Origin of the sequence: Pseudomonas fluorescens (genome assembly GCF_900636825.1) — a bacterium.
In the GTDB taxonomy this organism is placed as follows: Bacteria; Pseudomonadota; Gammaproteobacteria; order Pseudomonadales; family Pseudomonadaceae; genus Aquipseudomonas; species Aquipseudomonas fluorescens_BG.
Genome location: NZ_LR134318.1, coordinates 184,851 through 208,613, shown reverse-complemented (window position 1 = coordinate 208,613; position 23,763 = coordinate 184,851). Strand labels below are relative to the sequence as shown.

The 23,763-nt window shown below is 60.0% G+C and carries 18 protein-coding genes and 1 tRNA gene; 4 read left to right on the top strand and 15 right to left on the bottom strand.

The window, feature by feature from the left end:
* Positions 1-3: 3 nt before the first annotated feature.
* The 4 genes from cysT to dibA all read right to left on the bottom strand — a co-directional run bounded on the left by cysT (position 4) and on the right by dibA (position 4,511).
* Positions 4-822: a sulfate ABC transporter permease subunit CysT gene (cysT, locus tag EL257_RS00925; RefSeq protein WP_126358989.1), complete on the bottom strand. Its 819-nt coding sequence runs from the start codon at positions 820-822 to the stop codon at positions 4-6.
* A 173-nt stretch (positions 823-995) separates the two neighbouring features.
* Positions 996-2,009, bottom strand: coding sequence for a sulfate ABC transporter substrate-binding protein (locus EL257_RS00920; RefSeq protein ID WP_126358987.1), 1,014 nt, complete (start codon positions 2,007-2,009; stop codon positions 996-998).
* A gap of 161 nt (positions 2,010-2,170) precedes the next feature.
* Positions 2,171-2,353 carry a sulfur starvation response protein OscA gene (gene oscA / locus EL257_RS00915; protein WP_007917682.1) on the bottom strand — a complete coding sequence of 61 codons (183 nt, stop codon included), beginning with the start codon at positions 2,351-2,353 and terminating at the stop codon, positions 2,171-2,173.
* A gap of 238 nt (positions 2,354-2,591) precedes the next feature.
* Positions 2,592-4,511, bottom strand: a complete 1,920-nt coding sequence (dibA, locus tag EL257_RS00910; protein WP_126358985.1) for a phosphodiesterase DibA — start codon at positions 4,509-4,511, stop codon at positions 2,592-2,594.
* Positions 4,512-4,657: 146 nt separating this feature from the next.
* Here dibA and desA point away from each other — a divergent pair, with 146 nt between their 5' ends.
* Together desA and EL257_RS00900 are read left to right on the top strand one after the other, a co-directional pair.
* Complete coding sequence (gene desA / locus EL257_RS00905; protein WP_126358983.1) at positions 4,658-5,839, top strand: delta-9 fatty acid desaturase DesA; 1,182 nt, start codon at positions 4,658-4,660, stop codon at positions 5,837-5,839.
* Positions 5,840-6,067: 228 nt separating this feature from the next.
* Complete coding sequence (locus tag EL257_RS00900) at positions 6,068-7,057, top strand: GGDEF domain-containing protein (protein WP_126358981.1); 990 nt, start codon at positions 6,068-6,070, stop codon at positions 7,055-7,057.
* A gap of 134 nt (positions 7,058-7,191) precedes the next feature.
* Here EL257_RS00900 and EL257_RS00895 read toward each other — a convergent pair whose 3' ends face one another.
* From EL257_RS00895 to gabD, 3 genes are all read right to left on the bottom strand, one after another.
* Positions 7,192-8,403 carry a response regulator gene (locus EL257_RS00895; RefSeq protein ID WP_126358979.1) on the bottom strand — a complete coding sequence of 404 codons (1,212 nt, stop codon included), beginning with the start codon at positions 8,401-8,403 and terminating at the stop codon, positions 7,192-7,194.
* 137 nt (positions 8,404-8,540) lie between these two features.
* On the bottom strand, positions 8,541-9,818 hold the full coding sequence (gabT, locus tag EL257_RS00890; RefSeq protein ID WP_007917687.1) for a 4-aminobutyrate--2-oxoglutarate transaminase: 1,278 nt from the start codon (positions 9,816-9,818) through the stop codon (positions 8,541-8,543).
* Between the two features lie 186 nt (positions 9,819-10,004).
* Entirely contained in the window at positions 10,005-11,447 is a 1,443-nt protein-coding gene (gabD, locus tag EL257_RS00885) for an NADP-dependent succinate-semialdehyde dehydrogenase (protein WP_024011131.1), read from the bottom strand.
* Between the two features lie 432 nt (positions 11,448-11,879).
* Between gabD and EL257_RS00880 the strand changes: the two genes are divergently transcribed.
* Positions 11,880-11,956: transfer RNA gene (locus tag EL257_RS00880), tRNA-Arg, on the top strand.
* Between the two features lie 77 nt (positions 11,957-12,033).
* Here the strand turns inward: EL257_RS00880 and EL257_RS00875 are convergent.
* Entirely contained in the window at positions 12,034-12,240 is a 207-nt protein-coding gene (locus EL257_RS00875) for a hypothetical protein (RefSeq protein ID WP_126358977.1), read from the bottom strand.
* Between the two features lie 107 nt (positions 12,241-12,347).
* Positions 12,348-12,908, bottom strand: coding sequence for a YbhB/YbcL family Raf kinase inhibitor-like protein (locus tag EL257_RS00870; RefSeq protein ID WP_126358975.1), 561 nt, complete (start codon positions 12,906-12,908; stop codon positions 12,348-12,350).
* A 139-nt stretch (positions 12,909-13,047) separates the two neighbouring features.
* On the opposite strand from EL257_RS00870, the gene EL257_RS00865 reads away from it, so the two are divergent.
* Positions 13,048-14,571: an FAD-dependent oxidoreductase gene (locus EL257_RS00865; RefSeq protein WP_126358973.1), complete on the top strand. Its 1,524-nt coding sequence runs from the start codon at positions 13,048-13,050 to the stop codon at positions 14,569-14,571.
* A gap of 191 nt (positions 14,572-14,762) precedes the next feature.
* Here EL257_RS00865 and pgaD read toward each other — a convergent pair whose 3' ends face one another.
* The 6 genes from pgaD to EL257_RS00835 all read right to left on the bottom strand — a co-directional run bounded on the left by pgaD (position 14,763) and on the right by EL257_RS00835 (position 23,760).
* Positions 14,763-15,290, bottom strand: coding sequence for a poly-beta-1,6-N-acetyl-D-glucosamine biosynthesis protein PgaD (gene pgaD, locus EL257_RS00860; protein WP_126358971.1), 528 nt, complete (start codon positions 15,288-15,290; stop codon positions 14,763-14,765).
* A complete protein-coding gene (gene pgaC, locus EL257_RS00855; protein WP_126358969.1) occupies positions 15,287-16,642 on the bottom strand; it encodes a poly-beta-1,6-N-acetyl-D-glucosamine synthase in 1,356 nt (451 codons plus the stop codon). The genes pgaD and pgaC overlap by 4 nt, the downstream gene beginning before the upstream one ends.
* Position 16,643: 1 nt before the next feature.
* Positions 16,644-18,641, bottom strand: a complete 1,998-nt coding sequence (gene pgaB, locus EL257_RS00850) for a poly-beta-1,6-N-acetyl-D-glucosamine N-deacetylase PgaB (RefSeq protein WP_126358967.1) — start codon at positions 18,639-18,641, stop codon at positions 16,644-16,646.
* Between the two features lie 12 nt (positions 18,642-18,653).
* Complete coding sequence (pgaA, locus tag EL257_RS00845) at positions 18,654-21,134, bottom strand: poly-beta-1,6 N-acetyl-D-glucosamine export porin PgaA (RefSeq protein ID WP_126358965.1); 2,481 nt, start codon at positions 21,132-21,134, stop codon at positions 18,654-18,656.
* 236 nt (positions 21,135-21,370) lie between these two features.
* Entirely contained in the window at positions 21,371-22,876 is a 1,506-nt protein-coding gene (locus EL257_RS00840; protein WP_126358963.1) for a YdgA family protein, read from the bottom strand.
* Between the two features lie 248 nt (positions 22,877-23,124).
* Positions 23,125-23,760, bottom strand: coding sequence for an NADH:ubiquinone oxidoreductase subunit N (locus EL257_RS00835; RefSeq protein WP_126358961.1), 636 nt, complete (start codon positions 23,758-23,760; stop codon positions 23,125-23,127).
* Positions 23,761-23,763: the final 3 nt, after the last annotated feature.

Here is a 23,763-nt window from a genome sequence, read left to right as displayed (position 1 = left end):
TCCTTATGGGGTTTCGATGCGCCGCTGCAGCAAATTGATCAGCAGCAACAGGACAAAGGAAACCACCAGCATCAGCACGCCGATAGCGGTGGCGCCGGTGTAATCGTATTGGTCGAGTTTGACCATGATCAGCAGCGGCAGGATCTCGGTTTTCATCGGCATGTTGCCAGCGATGAAAATCACCGAACCGTACTCGCCGACACCACGCGCGAACGCCAAGGCAAAACCTGTCAGCCAGGCTGGCAGCAGCGCGGGTACGAGGATGTGGCGGAACACCTGCCACGGCTTCGCACCGAGGCAGGCGGCGGCTTCTTCGACTTCACGGGGAATGTCGGCCAGCACCGGTTGCACCGTGCGCACTACAAACGGCAAGGTGACGAAGGTCAGCGCCAGCGTGATGCCGAGTGGGGTGTAAGCGATTTTGAAACCGAGATCAGCAGCAAACTGCCCGACCAGGCCGGCCGGCGCGTACAGCGCGGTCAGCGCGATACCGGCCACAGCGGTCGGCAGGGCGAAGGGGAGATCGATCATCGCGTCGATGATCTTGCGCCCGGGGAAGGTGTAGCGCACCAGCACCCAGGCCAGCAGCGTACCGATGATACCGTTGATGATCGCTGCGCACAGCGCCGTGCCAAAGCTCAGTTTCAATGCGGCAAGCACGCGCGGCGCGGTGATGATCGTCCAGAACTGATCCCAGGTCAGCTGGGCGGCGTGGACGAACATCGCCGCCAGCGGAATAAGCACAATCAGGCTGAGGTACACCAAGGTGTAACCCAGCGTCAGCCCGAAGCCGGGTATGACGGGGGAGATACGACGCGACATAAAAGTCCTTGGTTAATAAGCAATCCGCTGAACGCACCAATGTGGGAGCGAGCCTGCTCGCGAAGGGGGAGTATCAGTCAACTCCAGGTCGTCTGACACTGCGCTTCCGCGAGCAGGCTCGCTCCCACATTTTCCGCGCCTGGCTTCAGGCTTGATGTGTGGCTGAAGTCAGATTACTGCGCCTGATAAATCTGGTCGAACACGCCGCCATCGTTAAAGAATTTCGGCTGTGCAGATTTCCAGCCGCCAAAGTCCTTGTCGATGGTCACCAGTTCCAGTTTCGGAAACTGCTGAGCGTATTTGGCCGCTACATCCTTGTCGCGCGGACGATAGAAGTTCTTCGCAGCGATTTCCTGGCCGGCCGGGCTGTACAGATGCTTGAGATAGGCTTCGGCGATCTGCGCGTTGCCCTTCTTCTCGGCATTCTTGTCGACCACCGCCACTGGCGGTTCGGCGAGGATCGACAGCGACGGCACGACGATGTCGAACTTGTCGGCGCCGCCGTCTTCTTTCAGCGCCAGGAACGCTTCGTTTTCCCAAGCCAGCAACACATCGCCCTGGCCGTTGTTGACGAAAGTAATGGTCGAACCACGGGCGCCGGTGTCGAGAATCGGCACGTGCTTGAACAGGGTTTGCACGTATTCTTTGGCTTTGGCTTCGTCACCGCCGTTGGCCTTCAGGCCATAGGCCCAGGCCGCGAGGAAGTTCCAGCGCGCGCCACCTGAGGTTTTCGGATTCGGCGTGATCACCGAGACGTCGTTCTTGACCAGATCACCCCAGTCCTTGATGCCTTTCGGGTTGCCCTTGCGCACCAGGAACACGATGGTCGAAGTGTACGGCGTGCTCGCTTCCGGCAAACGCTTCTGCCAGTCGGCCGGCAGGCTTTTGCCGAGTTTGGCGATTTCGTCGATGTCACCGGCCAGGGCCAAGGTCACCACGTCAGCGCGCAGACCGTCGATTACCGCACGGCCCTGCTTGCCCGAACCACCGTGAGACTGCTGGATTTTCACGTTGTCGCCGGCGTGATCTTTCTGCCAGAACTTGATGAATTCGGCGTTGTATTCCTGATACAGCTCGCGGGTCGGGTCATACGACACGTTCAGCAGCTCGTAATCCTTGGCAACCGCAGAACCGGCAAACACAGCACTGGCCAGCGCGGCCAAAGCGTAACGGCGAATCGACGACATGGTGAAAGCTCCTGGAATTCTTGGTGGTGGCTTTTTCTTATGTATTTCGGAAATCGTTGTGCCGGTTCAAAGATCGTCCGATCGCGGCCCGAGCCTTCGGCAGCTCCTGCACACAGCCCCCTGTAGGAGCTGCCGCAGGCTGCGATCTTTTGATTTTCAACTCAGCCCGGTTGCTTCCCCGGTTGCTGCAAACGGAATTTCTCTTTGCGTTCGATCTGCACGACTTGCGCGTTGTGCACAGTGATTTCCACCGCGCCGAACCGCAGATCGCGCAGGGCGCTCTGGATTTCACGCAAGATGGTGCTTTCGTCCTGACCGTCAACGCTGCGAAGGGATGCGCTCATGGTGCTGCTCCTTTGAAGGGGATTGCCTTGCAGTGGGCGGCACTGCGTTCGGCGTGGGAGCAATATAAGAGAGACGCAGATATTCTTAAAAAGACTATTTAAGAATGTTTATATAACCAGAAAACATTATGTGGCGAGGCAAGGGCCTACGCGTTGAGAAAGCAAAAAAGATCGCAGCCTGCGGCAGCTCCTGCACGGATCCATGTAGGAGCTGCCGCAGGCTGCGATCTTTTGATCTTCAACCAATCAGCGGAGCGCGTGCCCAATCAATGTCCGCCGCAGGGCTCGGGCGTCCAAACCAATATCCCTGTCCCAAATCGCACGCCTGCTCGAGCAAAAACGCCGCTTGCTCGACCTGCTCAATGCCCTCGGCGTGCACCTGCATGCCCATGCTCCGCGCCAGCGCGATAATGACCCGGACGATTGCCGCGTCATCTTCATCCCACGGCAAACCCGCGACAAAACCCTGATCAATCTTCAACTTTTGCACCGGCAATCGCTTGAGCCGCAGCAGCGACGAATACCCCGTGCCGAAATCGTCAATCGCCAGACGAATCCCGAGTTCGCGCAAGCGGTGCATCTGTTCCAGCGCCACCTCCGGGTCATCCATCACCGCACTTTCAGTGACTTCCAGCTCCAGATACGCCGGAGCCAGACCAGTTTCGTCCAACACCTGCGCCACCTGCTCGTACAGCTCGCGGCGGGCAAACAATCGCGACGACACATTCACCGCAACAAACGACAGCACCACCCCGGCCTGCTGCCACTCGCACATCTGCCGACACGCCTGCTGCATCACCCAGGCATCGATCTCGGCGATCAACCCGGTGCGCTCGGCAATCGGGATGAATTCTGCCGGCGACACCAGCCCCCGCTGCGGATGCTGCCAACGCACCAAAGCCTCGACGCCGACCAAGCGACTGCCCTTCAATTCATGCACCGGTTGGTAATGAACACGCAGTTCCTGCTGTTCCAGTGCGCGGCGCAATTCGAAAGCAATTTCGACGCGCTGCTGAGCGTGAAGCGTGAGTTCTTCGGTGTACAACGCGTAACCGTCACGGCCGTTGCTCTTGGCCTTGAAAAGCGCCGCATCGGCGTTGCGCAGCAACTGCTCGGCGCTCAATGCATCATTGGGAAACAGGCTGATGCCAATGCTGGCATTGATGAACAGTTCATGGCCGTCGACGTGCAGGGGTTTCTTCAACGCATCGAGAATGCGCTGTGCCAACGCCGCCGCCTGTCCAGGCTGTGGACAACTTTCCGCCAGCACGGCGAACTCGTCACCGCCGAGCCGCGCCAGCGTGATGCCGGGGCCGAACAATTCCTGCAAGCGCAGCGCCAGCGCTTTGAGCAACCGATCACCAACGTTATGCCCAAGGCTGTCATTGATCATCTTGAAGTGATCGAGATCCAGCATCAGCAACGCGCAGCCGCGCTTGTGCACTTGCGCGGAGGCCAGCGCCTGTTCGGCGCGGTCGCTGAACAACAGGCGATTGGGCAAGTCGGTGAGCGGATCGTGGTGGGCAAGGTGCTTGAGTTCGTGCTCGGAATCCTTGATCGCGGTGATGTCTGAAAACACCGCGACGTAATGGCTGAGCTGCCTCTGATCGTCGCAAATGACGCGAATGGTTTGCCACTGTGGATAAATCTCACCGCTCTTGCGCCGGTTCCAGATCTCACCGCTCCATTCGCCCTGCTTCTCCAGCGTGGCAAACATCACTTGGTAAAACTCTGGCGGATGATGACCCGACTTGAACAGGCTCGGCTGCTGCCCGAGGACTTCTTCGCGCTGGTAACCGGTAATGGCCATGAACGCCCGGTTGACGTGGACGATCAGCCCGCGATGGTCGGTGACCAACACGCCTTCACGGGTGCAATCGAACACGGCGGCAGCCTGGCGCAAGCGCTCACGATCGGCCTGCCGCTCACGCAGGCGCGCACCAATCCCGAGAAACGCACACAAACGCGCCCGTGCCAGAAAGATCAGCCCCGCGCTGACCGCCGCCAATGCATAACCGTTGATCAGTTGCCAGCGGGCACGATCGACGGAATCATCGAAGAAATTGTTTAATAAATGATCAGTAGCCAGCAGCCACACGACAGCAAGCACCAGATAGAGCAGCGCTGCACGCAAGGCATCGCGATAAGTGGCAGACATTCGGCTGTCCAAGTCCCTACAAAAAAGCTGGGATTATAAGTCAAGAAACATTCAGCGACTCTTATCTGAAAGGGCGACTGGTTTTATCTGTGTGCTTGGTGATAATGCAACGGCTGTTTTTATCTTTATCGAGGGCCCTATAGCCTATGTGGTACGAAGGTTTTCTTGGCTTGTCGGCCTGGTCTCTGGTCGCGGTCACCCTGCTGATGACCCACGTGACGATTGTTGCGGTCACGGTCTATCTGCACCGTTACTCGGCCCATCGCTCGCTCGAGCTGAATGCGGGTCTGAAGCACTTTTTCCGTTTCTGGCTGTGGCTGACCACGGCGCAGAACACCCGCGAGTGGACTGCCATCCACCGCAAGCACCACGCCAAATGCGAAACCGAAGATGACCCGCACAGCCCGGTCATCAAGGGTCTGTCCACCGTGCTGCGCACCGGCGCCGAGCTGTATCGCAGCGAAGCACAGAACCCGGAAACCCTGCGCATCTACGGCAAGAACTGCCCGGAAGACTGGATCGAGCGCAACGTCTACAGCCGCTACCCGCTGCTCGGCGTGGCGATCATGGGTGGCATTGACCTCATGCTGTTCGGCACCATCGGCATCACCATCTGGGCGATTCAGATGATGTGGATCCCGGTGTGGGCCGCTGGCGTGATCAACGGTCTGGGGCATGCCGTCGGCTATCGCAACTTCGAATGCCGCGATGCGGCGACCAATCTGGTGCCGTGGGGCATCCTGATCGGCGGCGAAGAACTGCATAACAACCATCACACCTATCCCAACTCGGCCAAGCTGTCGGTGAAGAAGTGGGAGTTCGACCTAGGTTGGGCCTGGATCAAGGTCTTCTGTTTCCTGCGTCTGGCCAAGGTGCAGCGTGTCGCGCCGATTGCGCACCGTGTCGAAGGCAAGGGCAATCTGGACATGGACACCGCGATGGCGATCCTCAACAACCGTTTCCAGATCATGGCGCAGTACCGCAAGCTGGTGATCGGCCCGCTGGTCAAGCAAGAGCTGGCCAAGGTCGATCATTCGGTGCGCCACCAGTTCCACCGCGCCAAACGTCTCTTGTCGCGAGAAACCAGTCTGTTGGAAGACCGTCACCATCTGCGCATTCAGAACATGCTCGAACACAGCCAGGCACTGAAGGTGATCTACGAAAAACGTCTGGCGCTGCAGCAGATCTGGGTCAAGACCAGTTCCAATGGCCACGACATGCTCGCCGCTATCAAAGAGTGGATTCACGAGGCAGAGGCCAGTGGCATCCAGTCGTTGCGTGAATTCGCTGATCAGCTGAAAACCTACTCTTTACGCCCTGCCGCTTGACCCTGTAGGAGCTGCCGCAGGCTGCGATCTTTTGAATTGCTTTCCAAAATCAAAACATCGCAGCCTCGTTTCACTCGACAGCTCCTACAGCTGAGCAGAGTCCCGCTTGCAGTTCCGGTAATAACCGGGAACTTCGGCAAAAATCCCCTATCTCAATGACACTTCGCCATCCCGGCGCGCTGTACCGTGGCCGTCGTCGATGCGGCACGCCCTTTGAGATCTGTGTCGATGGTCAATAACAACCAGAAAGACTCATGTTTCCCGCAGTGGCCAGAAGCCGCGCAAACCCTCATGGCCTTGATGCACGCTCAGGGCGAAGTCGCTCGCCTCAGCGAACGCGAGCAACTGTTCAGCTCATTGCTGGTGAGCGTCAACGCTGTGCTTTGGGCTTTCAACTGGGAGACTCGGCAGGTGTTGTACGTCAGCCCCGCCTATGAACGCATTTTCGGCCGCTCCGCTGCGCTTGTACTGGCGGACTATAACCAGTGGCGCGACAGCATCTATCCCGACGACCTGGACTATGCCGAGCGCAGCCTCGCCGAGGTCTTGCACAAAGGCGCGGTAGAAGATCGTGAGTATCGGATCATCGCTGCCGACGGCCAGGTGCGCTGGCTCAGCGACAAGTGCTTCATCAACCGTCAGGACGAACCCGGGCAACCGGTGATCATTGTCGGCATCGCTGAAGACATTACCGACAAGAAGCACATGGAAGCCGAGCTGCAACGCTTGGCGACCACCGATGTCCTGACCCAGAGCAGCAATCGTCGCCATTTCTTCGAATGCGCCAATCGCGAATTCCAGCAAGCCCGCCTGCAAGGATCGCCAATGGCGTTTCTGCTGCTGGATATCGATGATTTCAAAGTCATCAACGACACCTACGGCCATCAGGAAGGCGATAACGTATTGCAGCGGATTGCCGAGTGCGGACGCGGCTCATTGCGCCGCGGCGATGTGTTTGGGCGGATTGGCGGAGAAGAGTTTGCCGCGGTGTTTCCGGGGTGCGCGCCGGATATGGCCATGCAGGTGGCCGAGCGGTTGCAGCAGGAAATTCAGCGATTGCGCTTCAACCATGACGGCCAGACATTCGGCATCACCGTCAGCCAGGGCCTGACCAGCCTTACCGAGGATGACGAGAGCCTCGACAGCCTGTTCGCCCGTGCGGATATGGCGATGTACGAGGCGAAGCGGCAGGGCAAGAACCGGATTATTTCTGCGTAGACCCTATTTGAATCCGCCACAAAACCTGTGGGAGCTGGCTTGCCAGCGATGAGGCCAGCACATTCAGCAGATGTTGTCTGCGCCGACGCCATCGCGGGCGAGCCCGCTCCCACAGTGATTTGCATTGTTCCGGGTTACTTACGCATCCGCAGCAATTCCGGCAAACCGATCTTGAGCAAACGCGCCGTGCGGCTCTTCGCCAGTTCCTCGATCCCCTCATGCTCGGTCATGCGCGCCATCTGCGCGGCCATGTTCATCACCAGCGCCTCGCGGGAATACACCCCGCCACCGAGCTGATACACCGCAGCGATCAACTCGCGCAATTCCAGTGGCAAACGCCAACGCGTGCGCAATGCCGAACCATACGCGGCGCCAAATTCGGCGAGCGCTTCGCCGACCTCCTCCCATTCATCCAGCGTGCCGCCAGCCTGCTGCCACTCCTGCAAGCAGCGCAATAGCGCCAGATCACCCAGACAATGCAGCATCCCGGCGCAATAGCAGCGCTCCTGATCGAGATCGAGCAGGCGCGCCAGCGTGCGTGCATATTCAGCGGTGTGCAGCGACAGCTCCCAATAACGTTCGGCGTAGTCCGCCAGACACGGGTCACTGAGCCTGGCGCTGCGCTTGAGCGCGAGCCCCAGAATGAGGTTCATGCTTTGCCCGGTACCCAGCCGATGGAGCGCCTGAGCCAAGGTTTGCACTGGCGCACCATGATGTTGCGCGGCGCTATTGGCCGCTGCGATCAGCACCGCAGTGATTTGCGGATCGGTGCGAATTTCTTCTTCCAGCAATTTCAGATCCAGACCGCCGGGATTGAGGCTGCGCTTCACCGCCAGTTGCACGTCAGTCATCAACGGCGCGCCATCGGCCTGTTCGCGGCGCCGCTCGAGAAAAACCGACAAGGTCATGCCCAGCGCCAGAGCGGGCACTTCACAAAACACTTCCTCCCCGGCATTGAGCAACAACCCCTGCAAGCGCTCGGTCAGGCTCTCCATGTTCAGCGGTTTGGTCAGATACGCCGTCGGCGCCAGCGGTATGGCCTCACGGACACTGGCGCTGTCGTTGCGGCTGCTCATCAGGATGAACGGAAGCGGCGGATTACGTTTGCGCTGACGCACATTGCGCAACACGTTCAAGCCATCGACGCCGGGCAACTCCCAATCGACGATGGCCAGGTCATAGGGAATCTCGCCAAGCATCGACAGGGCTTGCTGGCCATCGGCACACAGGTCCAGTCGCGCATCGCAACGCACATTCAACAGAACCTGTTTGAGCAGGTCACGCGACCACGGATCGGCCTCGGCAATCAGCACTCGCGGTGCGGCGGGTAATTCAACAGCAGTCATGCGCGCTCTCCCTTGCAATGCCTGAACCTTAGCCAATGCTGGCGATTCGATACAGCGCCAAAGCATCCGATATGTTTCAGGGGGTATAAAAAAACCCGCCGAAGCGGGTTTTTTGTCGATCAGGTCACACTGGGTGATCAGAGCTCGGAGAAGCACTCTTCGATGATCGCCAGACCTTTGTCCAGTTGCTCGTCCGGCGAAGTCAGCGGAACCAGCACGCGCAGAACGTTGCCGTAGGTGCCGCAGGACAGCAGGATCAGACCCTTGTCGCGCGCTTTGGCGACAACGGACGCTACCGCTGCAGCGTTCGGCTTGTGGCTGTCGCCGTTTTCAAACAGCTCGACCGCGATCATTGCGCCCAGAGCACGCACTTCACCAATCACCGGATACTTGGCCTGAATAGCCTTGAGGCCAGTGACCAGACGCTCGCCAACCGCTTTGCAGCGATCCAGCAGTTGTTCTTCCTCGAACACTTCCATTACGGCCAGGGCCGCAGCGCAAGCGATCGGGCTGCCGGCATAGGTGCCGCCCAGGCCGCCAGGAGCGATGGCGTCCATGTATTCGGCCTTGCCGCAGACACCGGCCAGCGGGAAGCCGCCAGCGATGGATTTGGCGAACGTGGTCAGGTCGGCAGCAACGCCCATCTGCTCCATGGCGAAGAACGTACCGGTACGGCCAGCGCCGGTCTGCACTTCGTCAGCAATCAGCAGGATGCCGTGCTGGTCACACAGCGCGCGCAGACGCTTCATGAACTCCTTCGGAGCGACGTAGAAACCGCCTTCGCCCTGAACCGGTTCGATGATGATCGCGGCGATGTCTTTCGGCTCGGCATCGTTCTTGAAGATGCGCTCGATGGAAGCGATCGAATCGTCGATGCTCACGCCATGCAGCTCGTTCGGGTACAGCGCGCGGAAGATGCCGCCTGGCATCAGGCCCATGCCTGCGGAGTACGGAACGACTTTACCGGTCAGGCCCAGAGTCATCATGGTACGGCCGTGATAAGCGCCGGTGAACGCGATCACTCCAGCGCGGCCAGTGGCGGCACGGGCGATCTTCACGGCGTTTTCGACGGCTTCGGAACCGGTGGTGACCAGCAGGGTTTTCTTGGCGAAATCACCTGGCACCTTGGCGTTGATTTTTTCGCACAGTTCAACGTATGGCTCGTAGGCCAGCACCTGGAAGCAGGTGTGCGTCAGCTTGTTCAGCTGCTCGGTCACGGCGGCGATGATTTTCGGGTGTACGTGGCCAGTGTTGAGTACGGCGATACCACCAGCGAAGTCGATGAACTCACGACCTTCGACGTCAGTCACGGTAGCGTTCTTTGCCGATTCGGCGAAGATCGGGTGAATCTGGCCGACGCCACGTGGAACAGCTGCGGTGCGACGGGCCATCAGTTCAGCGTTAGTCTTGCTCATTACAGTCCTCATTCGCCGCTCATCGGGCGGCGCAGTTCAAGGATGAAGCGGGAGGAATCGGCGGTGGCAGCATGCGATGATCGACTGCCACGGCGTTCCCGGCCGCAGAGAAAATTCCGGTTCTGAAACGACGCAAAGGGACAGCGCTCTCGTGCCCTTTGCGTTTGCAGCGATCCTTGTCCGAACTTAGATGCCCAGGCAGAGGTATTTGATTTCCAGGTAATCTTCGATGCCGTACTTGGAGCCTTCACGGCCCAGGCCCGAGGCCTTGATGCCGCCGAATGGCGCGACTTCGTTGGAGATCAGCCCGGTGTTGACGCCGACCATGCCGTATTCCAGCGCTTCCGCCACGCGGAACACACGGCCAAGGTCACGCGCGTAGAAGTACGACGCCAGACCGAACTCGGTGTCGTTGGACATCGCGATCACTTCGGCTTCGTCTTTGAAGCGGAACAGCGGCGCCAGCGGTCCGAAGGTTTCTTCCTTGGCAACTGCGGCGTTTTTCGGCACGTTGGTGAGGATGGTCGGCTCGAAGAAATTGCCTTCCATCGCCTTGCCACCGGCCAGCACGGTTGCGCCTTTGCTCACCGCATCAGCGATATGTTCCTGAACCTTGGCTACGGCTTTTTCGTCGATCAGCGGGCCGGTGGTGGTGCCGTCTTCAAGACCGTTACCGATCTTCAGCTTGGCCACAGCCACTTTCAGCTTCTCGGCGAATGCGTCGTAGACCGCATCCTGAATGTACAGACGGTTGGCGCAGACGCAGGTCTGGCCGTTGTTGCGGTACTTGGAAATGATCGCGCCTTCGACGGCCTTATCCAGATCCGCATCGTCGAACACGATGAATGGCGCGTTGCCGCCCAGTTCCAGCGAGACTTTCTTGATGTCTTTGGCGCATTCAGCCATTAACTGGCGACCGATTTCGGTCGAACCGGTGAAGGACAGTTTGCGCACGATCGGGTTGCTGGTCAGCTCGCTGCCGATGTCGCCGGCGCTGCCGGACACCACGCTGAACACGCCAGCCGGAATGCCCGCGCGCTGAGCCAGTTCGGCCAGGGCGAATGCGGAGAAAGGCGTTTGCGAAGCAGGCTTGAGCACCATGGTGCAACCGGCAGCCAGCGCTGGACCGGCCTTGCGGGTGATCATCGCCGCCGGGAAGTTCCACGGCGTAATGGCAGCGGTCACACCGATGGGCTGCTTGATCACGATCAGACGCTTGTCTGGCTGGTGACCCGGAATCACGTCGCCGTAGATGCGCTTGGCCTCTTCAGCGAACCACTCGATGAACGATGCGGCGTAAACAATTTCGCCCTTGGCTTCGGCCAGTGGCTTGCCCTGCTCGAGGGTCATCAGGCGCGCGAGGTCGTCCTGATTTTCGATCATCAGTTCGAACCAGCGACGCAGTTTGCCGGCACGCTCTTTGGCGGTCAGTGCCCGCCAGGCCGGCAGCGCCTTGTCTGCCGCTTCAATGGCACGGCGGGTTTCGGCAGCGCCCATCTTCGGCACGGTGCCGAGGATTTCGCCGGTGGCCGGGTTATTGACCTTGATCGTCTGACCGTTGTCCGCATCGACCCAAGCGCCATCAATGAAGGCTTGCTGGCGGAACAACTGGGTGTCTTTAAGCTGCATGTCGGCTTTCCTTAACAGCACCGCGGCCTGCGCGGAGCAAATTATGATTGTAGAAAGGCGCCTCGCAAGGCTGCCGTCAGGGAAATCAGTGACCGGTTGTGGCGCATCAACAGTGGACGATTAGAACCACCGGCGCATCAACACCCCGTCAACGAGCGTTTGAAATCTCAAACGGATCGTAGGATCAAAGGGGTTAAAGGACAATAGGCCGTTCGAAAAAAAGAACAAAAATGCCGCTTTTCAGATCAACGCATCAAAAGCCCTTGCCGCAGAAAAACCATAGATCAACCCCGGCAAAGCGCCAAGCGAGGGTTTTGCAGGACGTTACCGCTTTAAGGAATGCAGCGATTTTGCGCCGACACGCACACTGACAAAACCCGCCCAAACCCGGCATGGACGCCCCGAGCCGACCTAGGTATGATGTCGCCCGCTGCACCAGTAGCTCAGCTGGATAGAGTACTGCCCTCCGAAGGCAGGGGTCGTGGGTTCGAATCCCGCCTGGTGCGCCATTGATTTAAACGAGAAAGCCCCGGACTGTAATGGTCCGGGGCTTTTTTGTGGGCGCTGATGACGACGCTGGATCAACTCACTCCGTCGTCCAGTCAAACTCATCATACTCGTCGTCATCCCCCTCCTCCTCGACCTCGTCAAAAACCTCGTCTTCCTGAACCAGGTCTTCTTCCGGCTGATTCAGCAGAAACTCCTTACGTGCTTCAGTAATCGCTCGGCGCATCTCCTCACCCTTTTGCGGGCAGCTGAGAAGTTGGGCGATGCGGTCGATTTTTGCTGCCACGGTTTCCTCCAGCGCATTGGCTATGCGCTCGATAGTGCGCGTTTTCGCGGGCTAATGCCAAATGGCGGATGGGCCGCTGAGGTCAGCCGTTCCCAAGCGGCAAAACCTCAGCGGTGATAGCGACGTACCGCACTGCTGTTACGCAGCACGTGGCCTTTGATTTTTTCCATCAGCTCGGCGCGGGTCAGGCCGGCGGGCAAGGCGTCCGGACCAAGGTCGAGGGCGTAGATCTGGATGATGTAGTGGTGCGCGCTGTCGCCCACTGGCGGGCACGGGCCCATGTAATGGGTGTTGCCTTTGCTGTTGGTGCCGCCGACGCCTTCGAGCGCGGATTTGGCGCCGACGCCGGCCGCGATCTGATGGGTGGTGGGTTTGATGCCGTAGTGAATCCAGTGATCGACGCCCAGGCCTTTCTGCCCGTCCGGGTCGTGCATGACGATGGCGTAGCTTTGAGTGCCGGTGGGGCCGGCGTTCCAGCTCAGCGCCGGCGACTGGTTCTTGCCGCCGCAACCGGGTGCATCGCTGGCTGCTGCCGAGGTAAACAGGCGGTTATCCGAGACGCCCGGGATGCTGAGGGTAAAGCGCTCCTGGGCCTGCGCCGAAACCTGCACGCAAAGGGTCACGGCGATGGCCGCCAGCCATGGGTTGAGAGAGGTCAATCGGGTCATTCCGGGAACACCTTGTGCAGTGAGGCCATCGTCGGCCCGCAAACTATAGCTGTACCGTTCGTGCCTTGGCAGCAACAAATGGCTGAACCTCGCACGACGGCGTCAACTCGTAAGAGAAATGCCTGCGAGGAAGCCGAAAATGTCCCTGCACCGTGTCGCCCATGCCCAAGACGTCCCGCAAGACCGTGGCCTGCAAGTCGAAATCGGCGACTGCAAGATTGTGTTGCTGCGTGCCAATGGCGAGTTGCGTGCCTTTCAGGGCCAATGCCCGCACGCCGGCGCGCCCTTGGCCGAGGGCGCCTTGTGTCACGGACGGCTGATCTGCCCTTGGCACAAAGCTGCGTACCGCGCCGAGGACGGCGGTTTGTGCGAGCCGCCGTCGCTGGACAGTCTCAAACGCTATCCATTGGAGCTGCGTGGCGACGAAGTCTGGGTCGACGATCAGCCTTTGCCAGATCAACACACACCGCCCGCCGATGACCCGCGCACGTTCGTTGTGGTCGGCGCCGGGGCCGCAGGCACGGCGTGCGCGGCGGCACTGCGGGAGAAAGGTTTTGGCGGGCGAATCGTGCTGGTCGATGGCGAACCTGACGCCGGATATGACCGCACCGTGTTAAGCAAATTTGTCCTCGCCGGCGAGATGACGGCCAAAGAAGCGCCGCGCCTGCGCGACGAGGCGTTCTATCAAGCGCAGCGCCTCGAACGGGTGCAGGGCGAAGTCACTTCAGTCGATGCCCCAGGCAAAGTCCTTCAGCTGAATAACGGTGGGACCTTGCGCTACGACGCCGTCGTACTGGCCACGGGCGGGGCACCGAATCCACTGAAATTACCCGGCGCCGACCTGTCGAACGTCTTCGTTCTTCGCTCAAAAGCCCAGGCCGAACAGATCATGCAGGCCGCTCAACCGGGTCAACGCGCGGTGATCATCGGCGACAGCTTCATTGCGCTCGAATGTGCATCGGCCCTGCGCGAATACGGTCTCGACGTCACTGTTCTCGCGCGCCATGCCACTCCCTTCGCCAAGCAATTCGGCGACGCCGTCGGCAAGGCGATCCGCGCGCTCCACGAGGCGCACGGCGTGAAATTCATCAGCGAGCATGAAGCCATGGAAATTCTTGGCGAAGACAAGGTCGATGGCGTGCTGCTGGACAATGGCCTGCGGCTGGCGGCTGATCTGGTGCTGGCCGGGGTCGGCGTTCATCCCGCCACGGAGGCATTCGCCTCATTGCCCCAAGAGGACGATCAATCGTTGCGGGTCGATGGCGACATGCGCGTGACCGAAAGCGTGTGGGCCATCGGCGATATCGCCACGTTCCCGTTGAGCGGCGAGCCGACCCGTATCGAACATTGGCGGCTGGCTCAGCAGCACGCGCGAATTGCCGCTGCAAACATGCTTGGCGGCGAGGAACACTATCTGGATGTGCCGTTTTTCTGGACGTACCACTTCGGCAAGAACTATGACTATCTTGGTCATGCCAAGGAGTGGGACGAAGTCGAATTCAGCGGCGAACCGGAGAATCCGCCGTTCATTGGTCTGTTCGCCAAAGACGGCATCGTCGTCGCCGCGGTGGCATGCGACAAGCAACGTGCGATGGCGCTGCTCGCCGAGCGAATGAAGCAGCCGTTGCGGATGAAAGAGGCGTGGACGCTGATCCAGGCCTGACCCCGATCCACTGTAGGAGCTGACGAGTGAAACGAGGCTGCGATCTGTTGATTCTTGAAAGACAAGATCAAAAGATCGCAGCCTTCGGCAGCTCCTACAGGGAGGCATGCCTTTAGCTGCGATCTGTGATTCTTGAAAAACAAGATCAAAAGATCGCAGCCTTCGGCAGCTTCTACAGGTGAGGCCTGCCTTTAGCGGGGCAGGGGCTCGCGATTGTCTCCCTCATCGGCATGCAGAAAGATCACCCGCGGATGCTCCAGCGGTGCCAGCGGTGGCGGCAGACTCTCCAGCTGTAACGGCCAGAAATGCGTGACTACGTTGCTGATATCGCCTTCCTGATCGTTGTGAATGGTCATCACCCCGGGCGTGCGCAGTTTCTGGAATCGGTCGTCGCTCAGTTTGAAACTTTTGCTCAGTCCCGCATCGTCGATGACCGGCGAAGGCAACCGGCGCTGAGCGAAGCTGCGGCTCTTGCGCTGTTGATAACGCGCCCAACCGATCAGGATCAGAGCGTTGACCAATGCCACCCACAGGTAGATTTCCAGAGTGCCCAACGCGTCGAATGCCGAGTTGTCGATGGCTGACTCGCTTACCTGGGAGGCAAACAACGGCCATAGCCCACGGAACAGCAGGTACAACAGGCCTACCCAGGCCACAACCGTGAGAATCACATCGACCACGACCAGAAAGGGTCGTTGGCGGGTCCGGATGATTTTCATTTGATCACCTCCTCTGTATCGTCGCCGATCGGCTTGATGCCCCGGTCGGGACTGACCCAGCGCGCGCGTTTCTGATGTTGACCGAACAACACTTTGGGGAAGCTGACCAGGGTGGTCAGCAGGCTGACGAGCCAGAACGCAATCGGATACCAGACCACCCAGAACATGGTTTTGCCCAGCCCCGGCTCGTAGCGGCGGTCAATGATGATGCTCACCGCGAATTGCACGAGGCAGACAAAGGCCAGCAACAGTCCGGTAAACGCCGGCGGCATCAGGTGATCCACGGCGATGGCTTCCGGCATGACCACGAACTTGCCGACGGCCCAGAAAATCACCGACAACAGGAAGGTGAAAGCCCAACCGGTCGACAGGCAGTATTCGAACAGCAGAGGCCACAGGTACCGGTGGCGGTACTGCCAGATGCCGCGAATATTCTTGAACAGCACTTCGGCGCCGCCCTGGGCCCAGCGCAGACGCTGCTTCCACAGGCCGCCGAGGGTTTCCGGCATGAGAATCCAGCACAGTGCGCGCGGTTCGTAAAAGATGCTCCAGTGATCCAGTTGCAGCTTCCAGCTGATGTCGATGTCTTCGGTGATCATGTCCGGGCTCCAGTAACCGACCCGGTTCAGCGCCGTACGGCGGAACGCGACGATCACGCCAGACACGGTGAAGATCCGCCCGAACACGCGTTGCGTGCGTTTGATCAAACCGATGATCGATGAGAATTCACCCACCTGCACTCGCCCGACCAGTGTCGAACGCGTACGAATGCGCGGGTTGCCGGTCACCGCACCGAGACGCGCATTATCGAGCATCGGCGCTACCAGATAAGCTGCGGTGTTCGGCGCCAGTAGCGCGTCACCGTCAATGCACACCAGATATTCACTGCGCGCAGCAATGGCGCCCATGCGCAGAGCGACGGCTTTGCCCTGGTTTTCCGCCAGGTGCAGCACGCGCAGACGCGGATCTTCCTTGGCCAGCGCATCGAGGACTGCGGCGGTGTTGTCCTTGGAACCATCGTTTATCGCGATGACTTCGATGTTCGGATAATGCTGGGCCAGCGCCGCATGGATGGTGTCAGCGGCGTTGTCGCCTTCGTTGTAGCAAGGAATCAGGATCGAGATCAGCGGCTCGCCTTCCAGCGGTGGCGGCAGCGTGTCGTCCTGCCACGGCCAGTGACGCTCCCAGTGCAGCCAGAAATACAGGCCGCCGGCAATCCACAACCCGGACATGAACAGTGGGTAGAAGAACACGAAGTCCATCAGGAACTGCCCGGTCACGAGGAAAATCAGGCCCAGCGGCACGCCGAGGACGAGCGCCAGAACAAGCAGGGCAAACAGTCTATCCAGCATGTCATGGGTTCCATTTGTTGGAGAGTGCAGGCCTTACGGTTTTCAGGTCTGGCAGGTTGTCGAGGAAGTTGTCCGGGTAATAACCGAAGCTGGTCGCACCCTGACGCTTGAGACGGCCCATCCAGTCGGCCAAATGCGCGGCATCGATATCGGCCTGATCCTTTTTGTTCCAGTCGCGCGCCTGCAATTCGAACACCGTGCGATTGAGCGCACCGGGACGTTTCTTCACCGTGGCGACCAACGCTTCGAGCCAAGGGCCGGACTGCGCCTGAGTCTGTTTTTCCATCAGCGGCATGGCCATCGGCGCCGTCCAGTCGTAGGTGGCGAGGAAGTCGTCAAGGTTCTGCGCGAACCACGCTTCACTTTCCGGATTGAGCATCGGCTCGGCGAAGATGTTGCGTGCGGTCAGCACCTGCGGGCCGCGAATCGCACGGACCTTGGCGGTGAGTTCGTTGGTGAAGTCGATCAGGTAACGGCTCTTGAAACGCGTCCAGCGCTGCATGGCCGCCGGATCGTCGCGCAGCGCAGCGACCGTGCCCGGCAAGCCTTGCGCGGCGTAGGCTTTCAAAGCATCGGAAGTGGCATCTTCGAAATCCGACAGCACTGCATCGTCGTGATACAGAATGCCGTCGACCGACGTCAGGCGCGCCAGGTCCTCGTAGATTTCACCGATGATTTTGCGCACTTCGGGGTTAAACGGTGACAGGCGTTTGTACTGCTTCGGGTCGACCGACGTGGTACCGGTTTTCGGGTCCCAACGGGTGACGCGTGGCAGCTTCGCATCGAGTTCGAAACTCAGCACCGGCATCCACGCATACACCTTCACGTGAGCACGGGTGCGCAGTTGCCAGGCGACACGGTCGAACAGGTCGGCGCGTACCGGCAGGTGGCGATTAGGGAAGTACAGCGAATGCACCAGCCCATCGCCCTTCGGATCGGCGAACGCTTGCAGGAACACCGTGTTGGCGCCCAGGTCAGCCATGCGCTGCACGAGTTTGCCGAGGTTGATGTCCTGTTGCGCCGGGTCCGGATCGTAGACGTTGTCCAGATCGACGTGGACCACGCGCATGGCCGATTGGGCTTGCACCGAAACGATGCTGTTGGCGAAGTGGGTGCCGTCAGGGTCGGACGCGACGAGAAAGCGCGGGCTGCTCATCAGGTTGTCGAGGGTGTCGAGGCCGTCGTCGAGAGTCAGGGCCATTTCATAGCCCTCCTCGCCAACCACCGTCAGCGACGTACCGTCAGCGGTGCCGTAAGGCCAGACCCAGACACGCGGCTTGTAACCGGTGACCTTGCGGATTTTTTCCGAGATATTCTTCACGTCGCTACGAATCCGCGCCTGGAAATCGGCTTCGGATTCGTAACTTTTCGTCACCGGGTCATAACGCCGGGTGGCGGCCGCCGGCTGCAGGTTGCCCTGCGGGTTGGCCAGAATGCCTTTGTGGTTGGCGTCGGTGTGCGCGGCGATTTCCACCAAACCGGATCTGGAAATTTCGCGTACCTGATCCCAGGTGAGGAAGTCCGAACGCTTGCGCGGCGTACCGGCAAAATCCACCGGCTGATTCAGCGGCGTGTCGATCCAGGTGCCGACCGGCGCCAGCAAGGCATGCCAGTTATAGGCGCGCAATACCGGCAGCACACGGGTGTAGAAGCTCGCATAACCGTCGTCGAAGCTGAGCAATACCGCTTTCGCCGGTAGCTCCGGGCCGCCCTTGCGCGCGGCCATGATCTGGTCGACGGTCACCGGTTTGTAGCCGTTCTCGCGCAGCCAGGCGAGTTGCTCGATCATGCGCTCGGTGCGTACCGCCACCACGGCCTGATCGGGATCGCGGTCCTCGACATCGTGATAGGCGATGCCGAGCACCTGGTTTTTCGGCCACGCTTGTTCGCTGTCCGCGACCGGGCGCTCGGAAGGCGGCGCGAAGGCCGGGGCTTGCTGGGCGCAGGCGCTGATCAGCAGCGCTCCCAGCAGAAGGATGAAACGCGAGATAAAAGGCATCTTCAAACTCTTCTAGAAGCGGAAAGTGAGGTCGACGAGCAGACGCAGATCAGTTTCCCGATCACCGTCGTAAGGCCGGTTGATCACACTGAGCATGCCGCCCACATCGAACACGTCGTTCCAGGCATACCGTTGGCCATAACCGAGCAATGCCATGCCGCCGGTGCCGTGGTCGCGTTGGCTGTAAGTGCCGGCGCCGGCCTGGAATTGCTGGCTCCAGGAGGTTTCGTAACGGTGATAGAGCACGTGGTTGGCGTTGATCAGCGGCATCACGCTGAAGTCCGACTTCGGGTTGAAGTACGGCACGTCGTCAGACTTGGAGTTGTGACTGGTACCGACTTCCAGACCGGCATCGACCTGGATGTTCGGCGCGCTGTAGATACCCTCGCGCCCGGTCAGCAAGGCTTCGACGCGGTTGTTGCCATCGCTGAAATGCGACGGGCTGACCGACACCCGCCATTCGCGGCTTTCATTGGCGCGCCAGCGCAGGAACGCGCTGCCGCCATTGGCCTTGATGTCGCTGTTGAGCGCACGCAACGGCGTTTCCGCCGAGAGATATTCGAGGCTGCCGCCGTACTGCCAGTGATCGTTGATGTCGCGGGCTATCGCCAAGCGTGCGCCCTGCTTGTCGCCAAAACCGTAGTCGTGATTCGACACTTCGGCTTCGAGGGTCATGTCCCGCGTGCGCCGTTCCAGGCCGACACGTTGAAAGCGATGGTGGCCGGTGCCTTCGGCGAAATCACCGGTGGCATAACCGGCACCGGCGAAAACGCGCCAGTCTTCGTTGATCGGCGGGCTGTAAACGGTGCTCTGGATACCGAAGTCACGGCTGCCGCTGACCGCACCGGCATCACCGCTGCCGCCACCGTTGGCTTTGCCGCCATAGGCTTCGACGCGCAGTTCGGCCATGTCGTGGACTTCGCGTTCACGGGCCAAACGCTGCACCTGGCGGTTGTCCGGAAAACGCGCGACCACATCGTCGACCAGCGCATCGTTCTGCCGCCATTCCTGCAATTGCATCGCCGTGCGCGCCTGAGCGACTTCCAGACCGGCGTCGCGCGGGGCCATGCTTTCGCTTTCCTTGAGTTGGCTTTCGGCACGGCGCGGCCATTCGCGGGCAAGGTACAAATCAGCCTGAGCGAGACGCAAACCGAGGTTGCCCGGCGCCTGTTCGACCAGCGCCTGCAAGCGCTCTTCGCCGTGGGGCAGGTCAGCGCTGTAAGTGCCGGCCTGGGCCGCCAGTTGTTGCGCGTCCATCCACTCATCGTTGGGGTTGCCGACCGGCAGTCCTTTGAGTTCGACCCGCGGCCGCTGGGCTTTGGCTGCCTCTTCGGCAACTTTGCGCGCCTCGTCGGCGCGGTCACTTTCCAGCAGCGAGTAGTACAGCGCGGTGGTGTCTTCGAGGCGATCACCGACATCGGCGTCCGGCGCAGAAAGCACCTGGCGATAGAGATCCGTGGCGATTTCCGGCTCACGCTGATCCAGATACGAGGCAGCGACCCAGCGCCGGGCGTAAGTCGGAATCTGCACGCCTTCAGCCTGCAATATTTCGTATTCGCGGATGACATCGGCAGTGCGCGCGCGGGCCCTGAGCGCGCCCATGCGGTCGATGCGCCAGCGGGTCACGTCGTCGTGCGCGGTAGCGTCCGGAGTCCAGGTGGCGAGCAGCTTGTCGTAATCGGCCAATGCCCGGTCGGCAATCACGTAACGCTCTTTTTCGCTGCGGGTGGCCAGTTCGGCAAGGCGCACACGCTCGGCAGCAAGATCGCCTTCAAGGCGACGCAGGGTCACCGGATCGATCAGGCCGGGACGTTGGCTCGCCAGACGCAGGGCCGGCTCGGGCAGACGGGCCTTTTGCAGCGCGACCACGTATTCGCGGGCCACTTCCGGTTTGTTGCCGGCGCGGATAAACGCTTGGTCGAATTCGAACAACGCGTCGTACTGTTTACCGGCTCGGCCGAGCGCATAGCCCAGGGCGAGGCGACGCGAGGGATCATCGGGTTTGGCTGCCACCAGCGCCTGGGCGCGGCTCACTGCCTGATCAGGTTTGCCGGCGTCGGCCTGGGTCAGCGCCAGACCCAGTTGCAGGTCGGCATTGTCCGGCTCCAGCGCCAGCGCTTTGTTGTAGACCTGCGTGGCCTGATCCCAGCGCTTGAGATTGCGATAAGCGCGTGCCGTGGCGGTCAGCGCTTGAACCGGCAAGGCGCGGTCGCGGCCCTGGGTTTCATAAACCTTGACCACTTCTGCATCAAGCCCGGCCCAACTGGCGATTTGCAGGTGATCGCTGATCTGTCCGTCGCTCGCCTGTCCCGGCGGCACTTGGCGCAAAACCGTCAGCGCAGGCGTGTAATGCCCGGCGCGGGCATCGCGGACCATTTCGTCGTAAGGGGTGTCGGCCAATGCCACAAGCGGCCAAAGCAACTGGCTGCACAGGGCGAATCGGAACAACGGGCGCAAACCACGATGTAATACAGGACCATCAATACGCGGCATTTCGTCAGCATCCTTACATGGCCAGCCGGGTCGCAATGCCCTCCTTGCCCATTCGTAACGGTGGCCGACGATGACAGCCCTCGGCCAAGCTTGGTGAGGCAGTCTGCACGCAAGGGTGGTCGAATTTGCACATCGCAATAATTATTCAGAATCGTCACGTCTGTACAAATCTCGTACAGCAAAACGCCCGGCGCCTGTTCACACAGGGGCCGGGCGTTCTGCTGGAGCGCCGCGAATTATTGCACTTGGGTGACACCCGCAAACTTGCTCATCAGGAAGCCGACGAACTGCTCAACGGTCATTTTCTGGCCGTTGAATTCGACCTGATTGGCCGCGTAATGCAGCTTGGTCACAACGTTGGTGCCATCGGCCACGGCCAATTGCGAGCCGACGGCCATGCCGGCGAACATGTCGGCGGCTTCCTTGGACTGATCAACGATGGCTTTGGCATCGGTCTGGCCATCCAGTTGCGCCTGGACACTGAGCAGATCGACCAGCATCGGCTTGGACACCTGGATATTCAGGTCGAGCAACGCGACCAACTGTTTGCCCAGTTGATCCGGCGGCAGATCCAGCGACTGCGGCTTGGTCAGATCAATCACCAGATTGGCGCGACTTTCGCCGTTGGCGGTGTTGAACGACAGGTTTTCCAGCGCGATTTGCGGGCCGGCGGCCAACAGTTTCTGCAGATCGGCTTTGACTTGGGCATTTTCCGCTTCAGTCAGGTTCAGTTCCGGCGCCGGCAAACCTTGAGCGGCGGCTTCGGCAGCGGCTTTTTCGTATGGCTGCAACTTGGTCTGGTAGATCTGCATCAGCGACATGGTCGACGGGATGTCGAGGTTCTTCAGGCTCATGGCCATGTTCGCCGAACCGATTTTCTTGTCGTTGAGGCTGACTTCGCCAACCTTGTAATCGGCGCGACCGGAAGCGTTACTGCCGTTTTCTTCGGTGAGGTTCTTCATTTCGAAGTTCTTCACACCGAGCACCGATTGTTTAGGCCCGAAAGTGGTTTTGCTGTTGGTCAGCTCCAGAGTATTTTCGCCGGTGTAATAGCCGTAGCTGCTCTTGGCGAGGTTGCTGGCCAGGGTCAGGCCATTGAGCTCGACCTGAACCGGTGTCTGATCTTCGGCCACAGTGCTCAGTTTCAAGTTGTCCATGTAACCGTTGGCTTTGACCTTTTGCGCCTGGGCGCTGGCGGAGATATCCATGGTCAGGCCGGAGAATTTCAGGTTCGACTGTTCATCAAGCGCGGTTTCGAACGGCAGCAGATCGAGGGTGCTGGTGGTGGATTCGTCGTAGCCGATGTTGGTCACGCCTTTGAGCGGCGCCGCGCCTTTGGTGGCGGCGAACCATTTTTCGGTGGCCGGGCTCTTTTCCAGCTCGTAATTGCTGGTGGCCATGACCGGCAGCCATTTCAGCGAGACCAGGCGCGAGAAGGGCAGCGGGCCGTGTTCGATATGGTCGACAAACAGCAGCTCGACTGGCCCTTCGCCGAACATCTCGCCTTCGCCCTTGAGGCGATAATGGGCGGTGCTGGTGAAGGTGTGGCGCTCGAGCGATACCAGCTCCAGCGACGCAGTGCCGTTGGAGCCGGCCATGGCGGTTTGCAGTTCTTTGTTGGCGTTGCTGACCGCATTGTTCAACACGCCTTCGATCTTGGTCCCGGTGTACCAGGCCCCGCCTGCGCTGATCGCGCCGATGGCAACAACAATTCCGAGAAGCACGCCTGCTGATTTATTCATGAATGACCTGATCGATTTCCGTGGCTGTGGGGGTGGTCGTCTTCCTTGAACCCGAGAGCGGGTCGCGGCTCGACTGTGCGCAATTCAGCGGTGGAGATTAGCACCGGGCGCCGACGAGGGCCCAGTGTTTAAAGGTTAAAGAGTGTCTATGGACACTCGGGAAAGCAAAAAGATCGCAGCCTGCGGCAGCTCCTACAGGGAAACGCGTTCCATTGTAGGAGCTGCCGCAGGCTGCGATCTTTTGCTGTTCAGGAATACTGAACCTCGATCTCATCCAGCTGATGATCAAAAGTCTTCAGCCGCGCGGTCCAGGTGTAAACCAGCACTTCAAAATCCCGGTCGATCACTGCCCCGCCCGCCGAGTCCGCGCGCACATCGCAAAAATCCAGCTGATAGCGTTCACGGGCCATGGCCGTGGCGACATCCGACAGTTCGCGGGCGTTGTTGAGCCAATGCCAGCCCTCGTCATCAATCTGCTTGTCGAGTTCCAGACACTGCTTTTTCAGCGCTTCGAGACTTTTTTCCAGCGGTGTACCGGTCAGCTCGCCCATGACTTCGGCGAACGTTCGTCCCGGTTGCCAATAGCTCCCCCAGAAATACCGGTCAAAGACGGTTTCGACCCGGCGCAGGGCCACTTTGGTGTCCCAGATCAGCACCAGGATCTTGCCTCGTTCCAGTTGGCGCTTCTTGACCCGTTGCACTTGCACCGAGGCCCAGGCGACGACAACGATCGCCATGACCGCAATCAGCGCGACGGCGCTGTCGAGAAAGATCATCGCCGTGTCGATCTGGTGCGCCAGCATGATCCCGTAGAAATACGTGGCCGAGAGCAGCACCAGCGCGACCAGAGCGCACCAGAAGCCGAGAGCGTAAGGGTTCTTCATTAT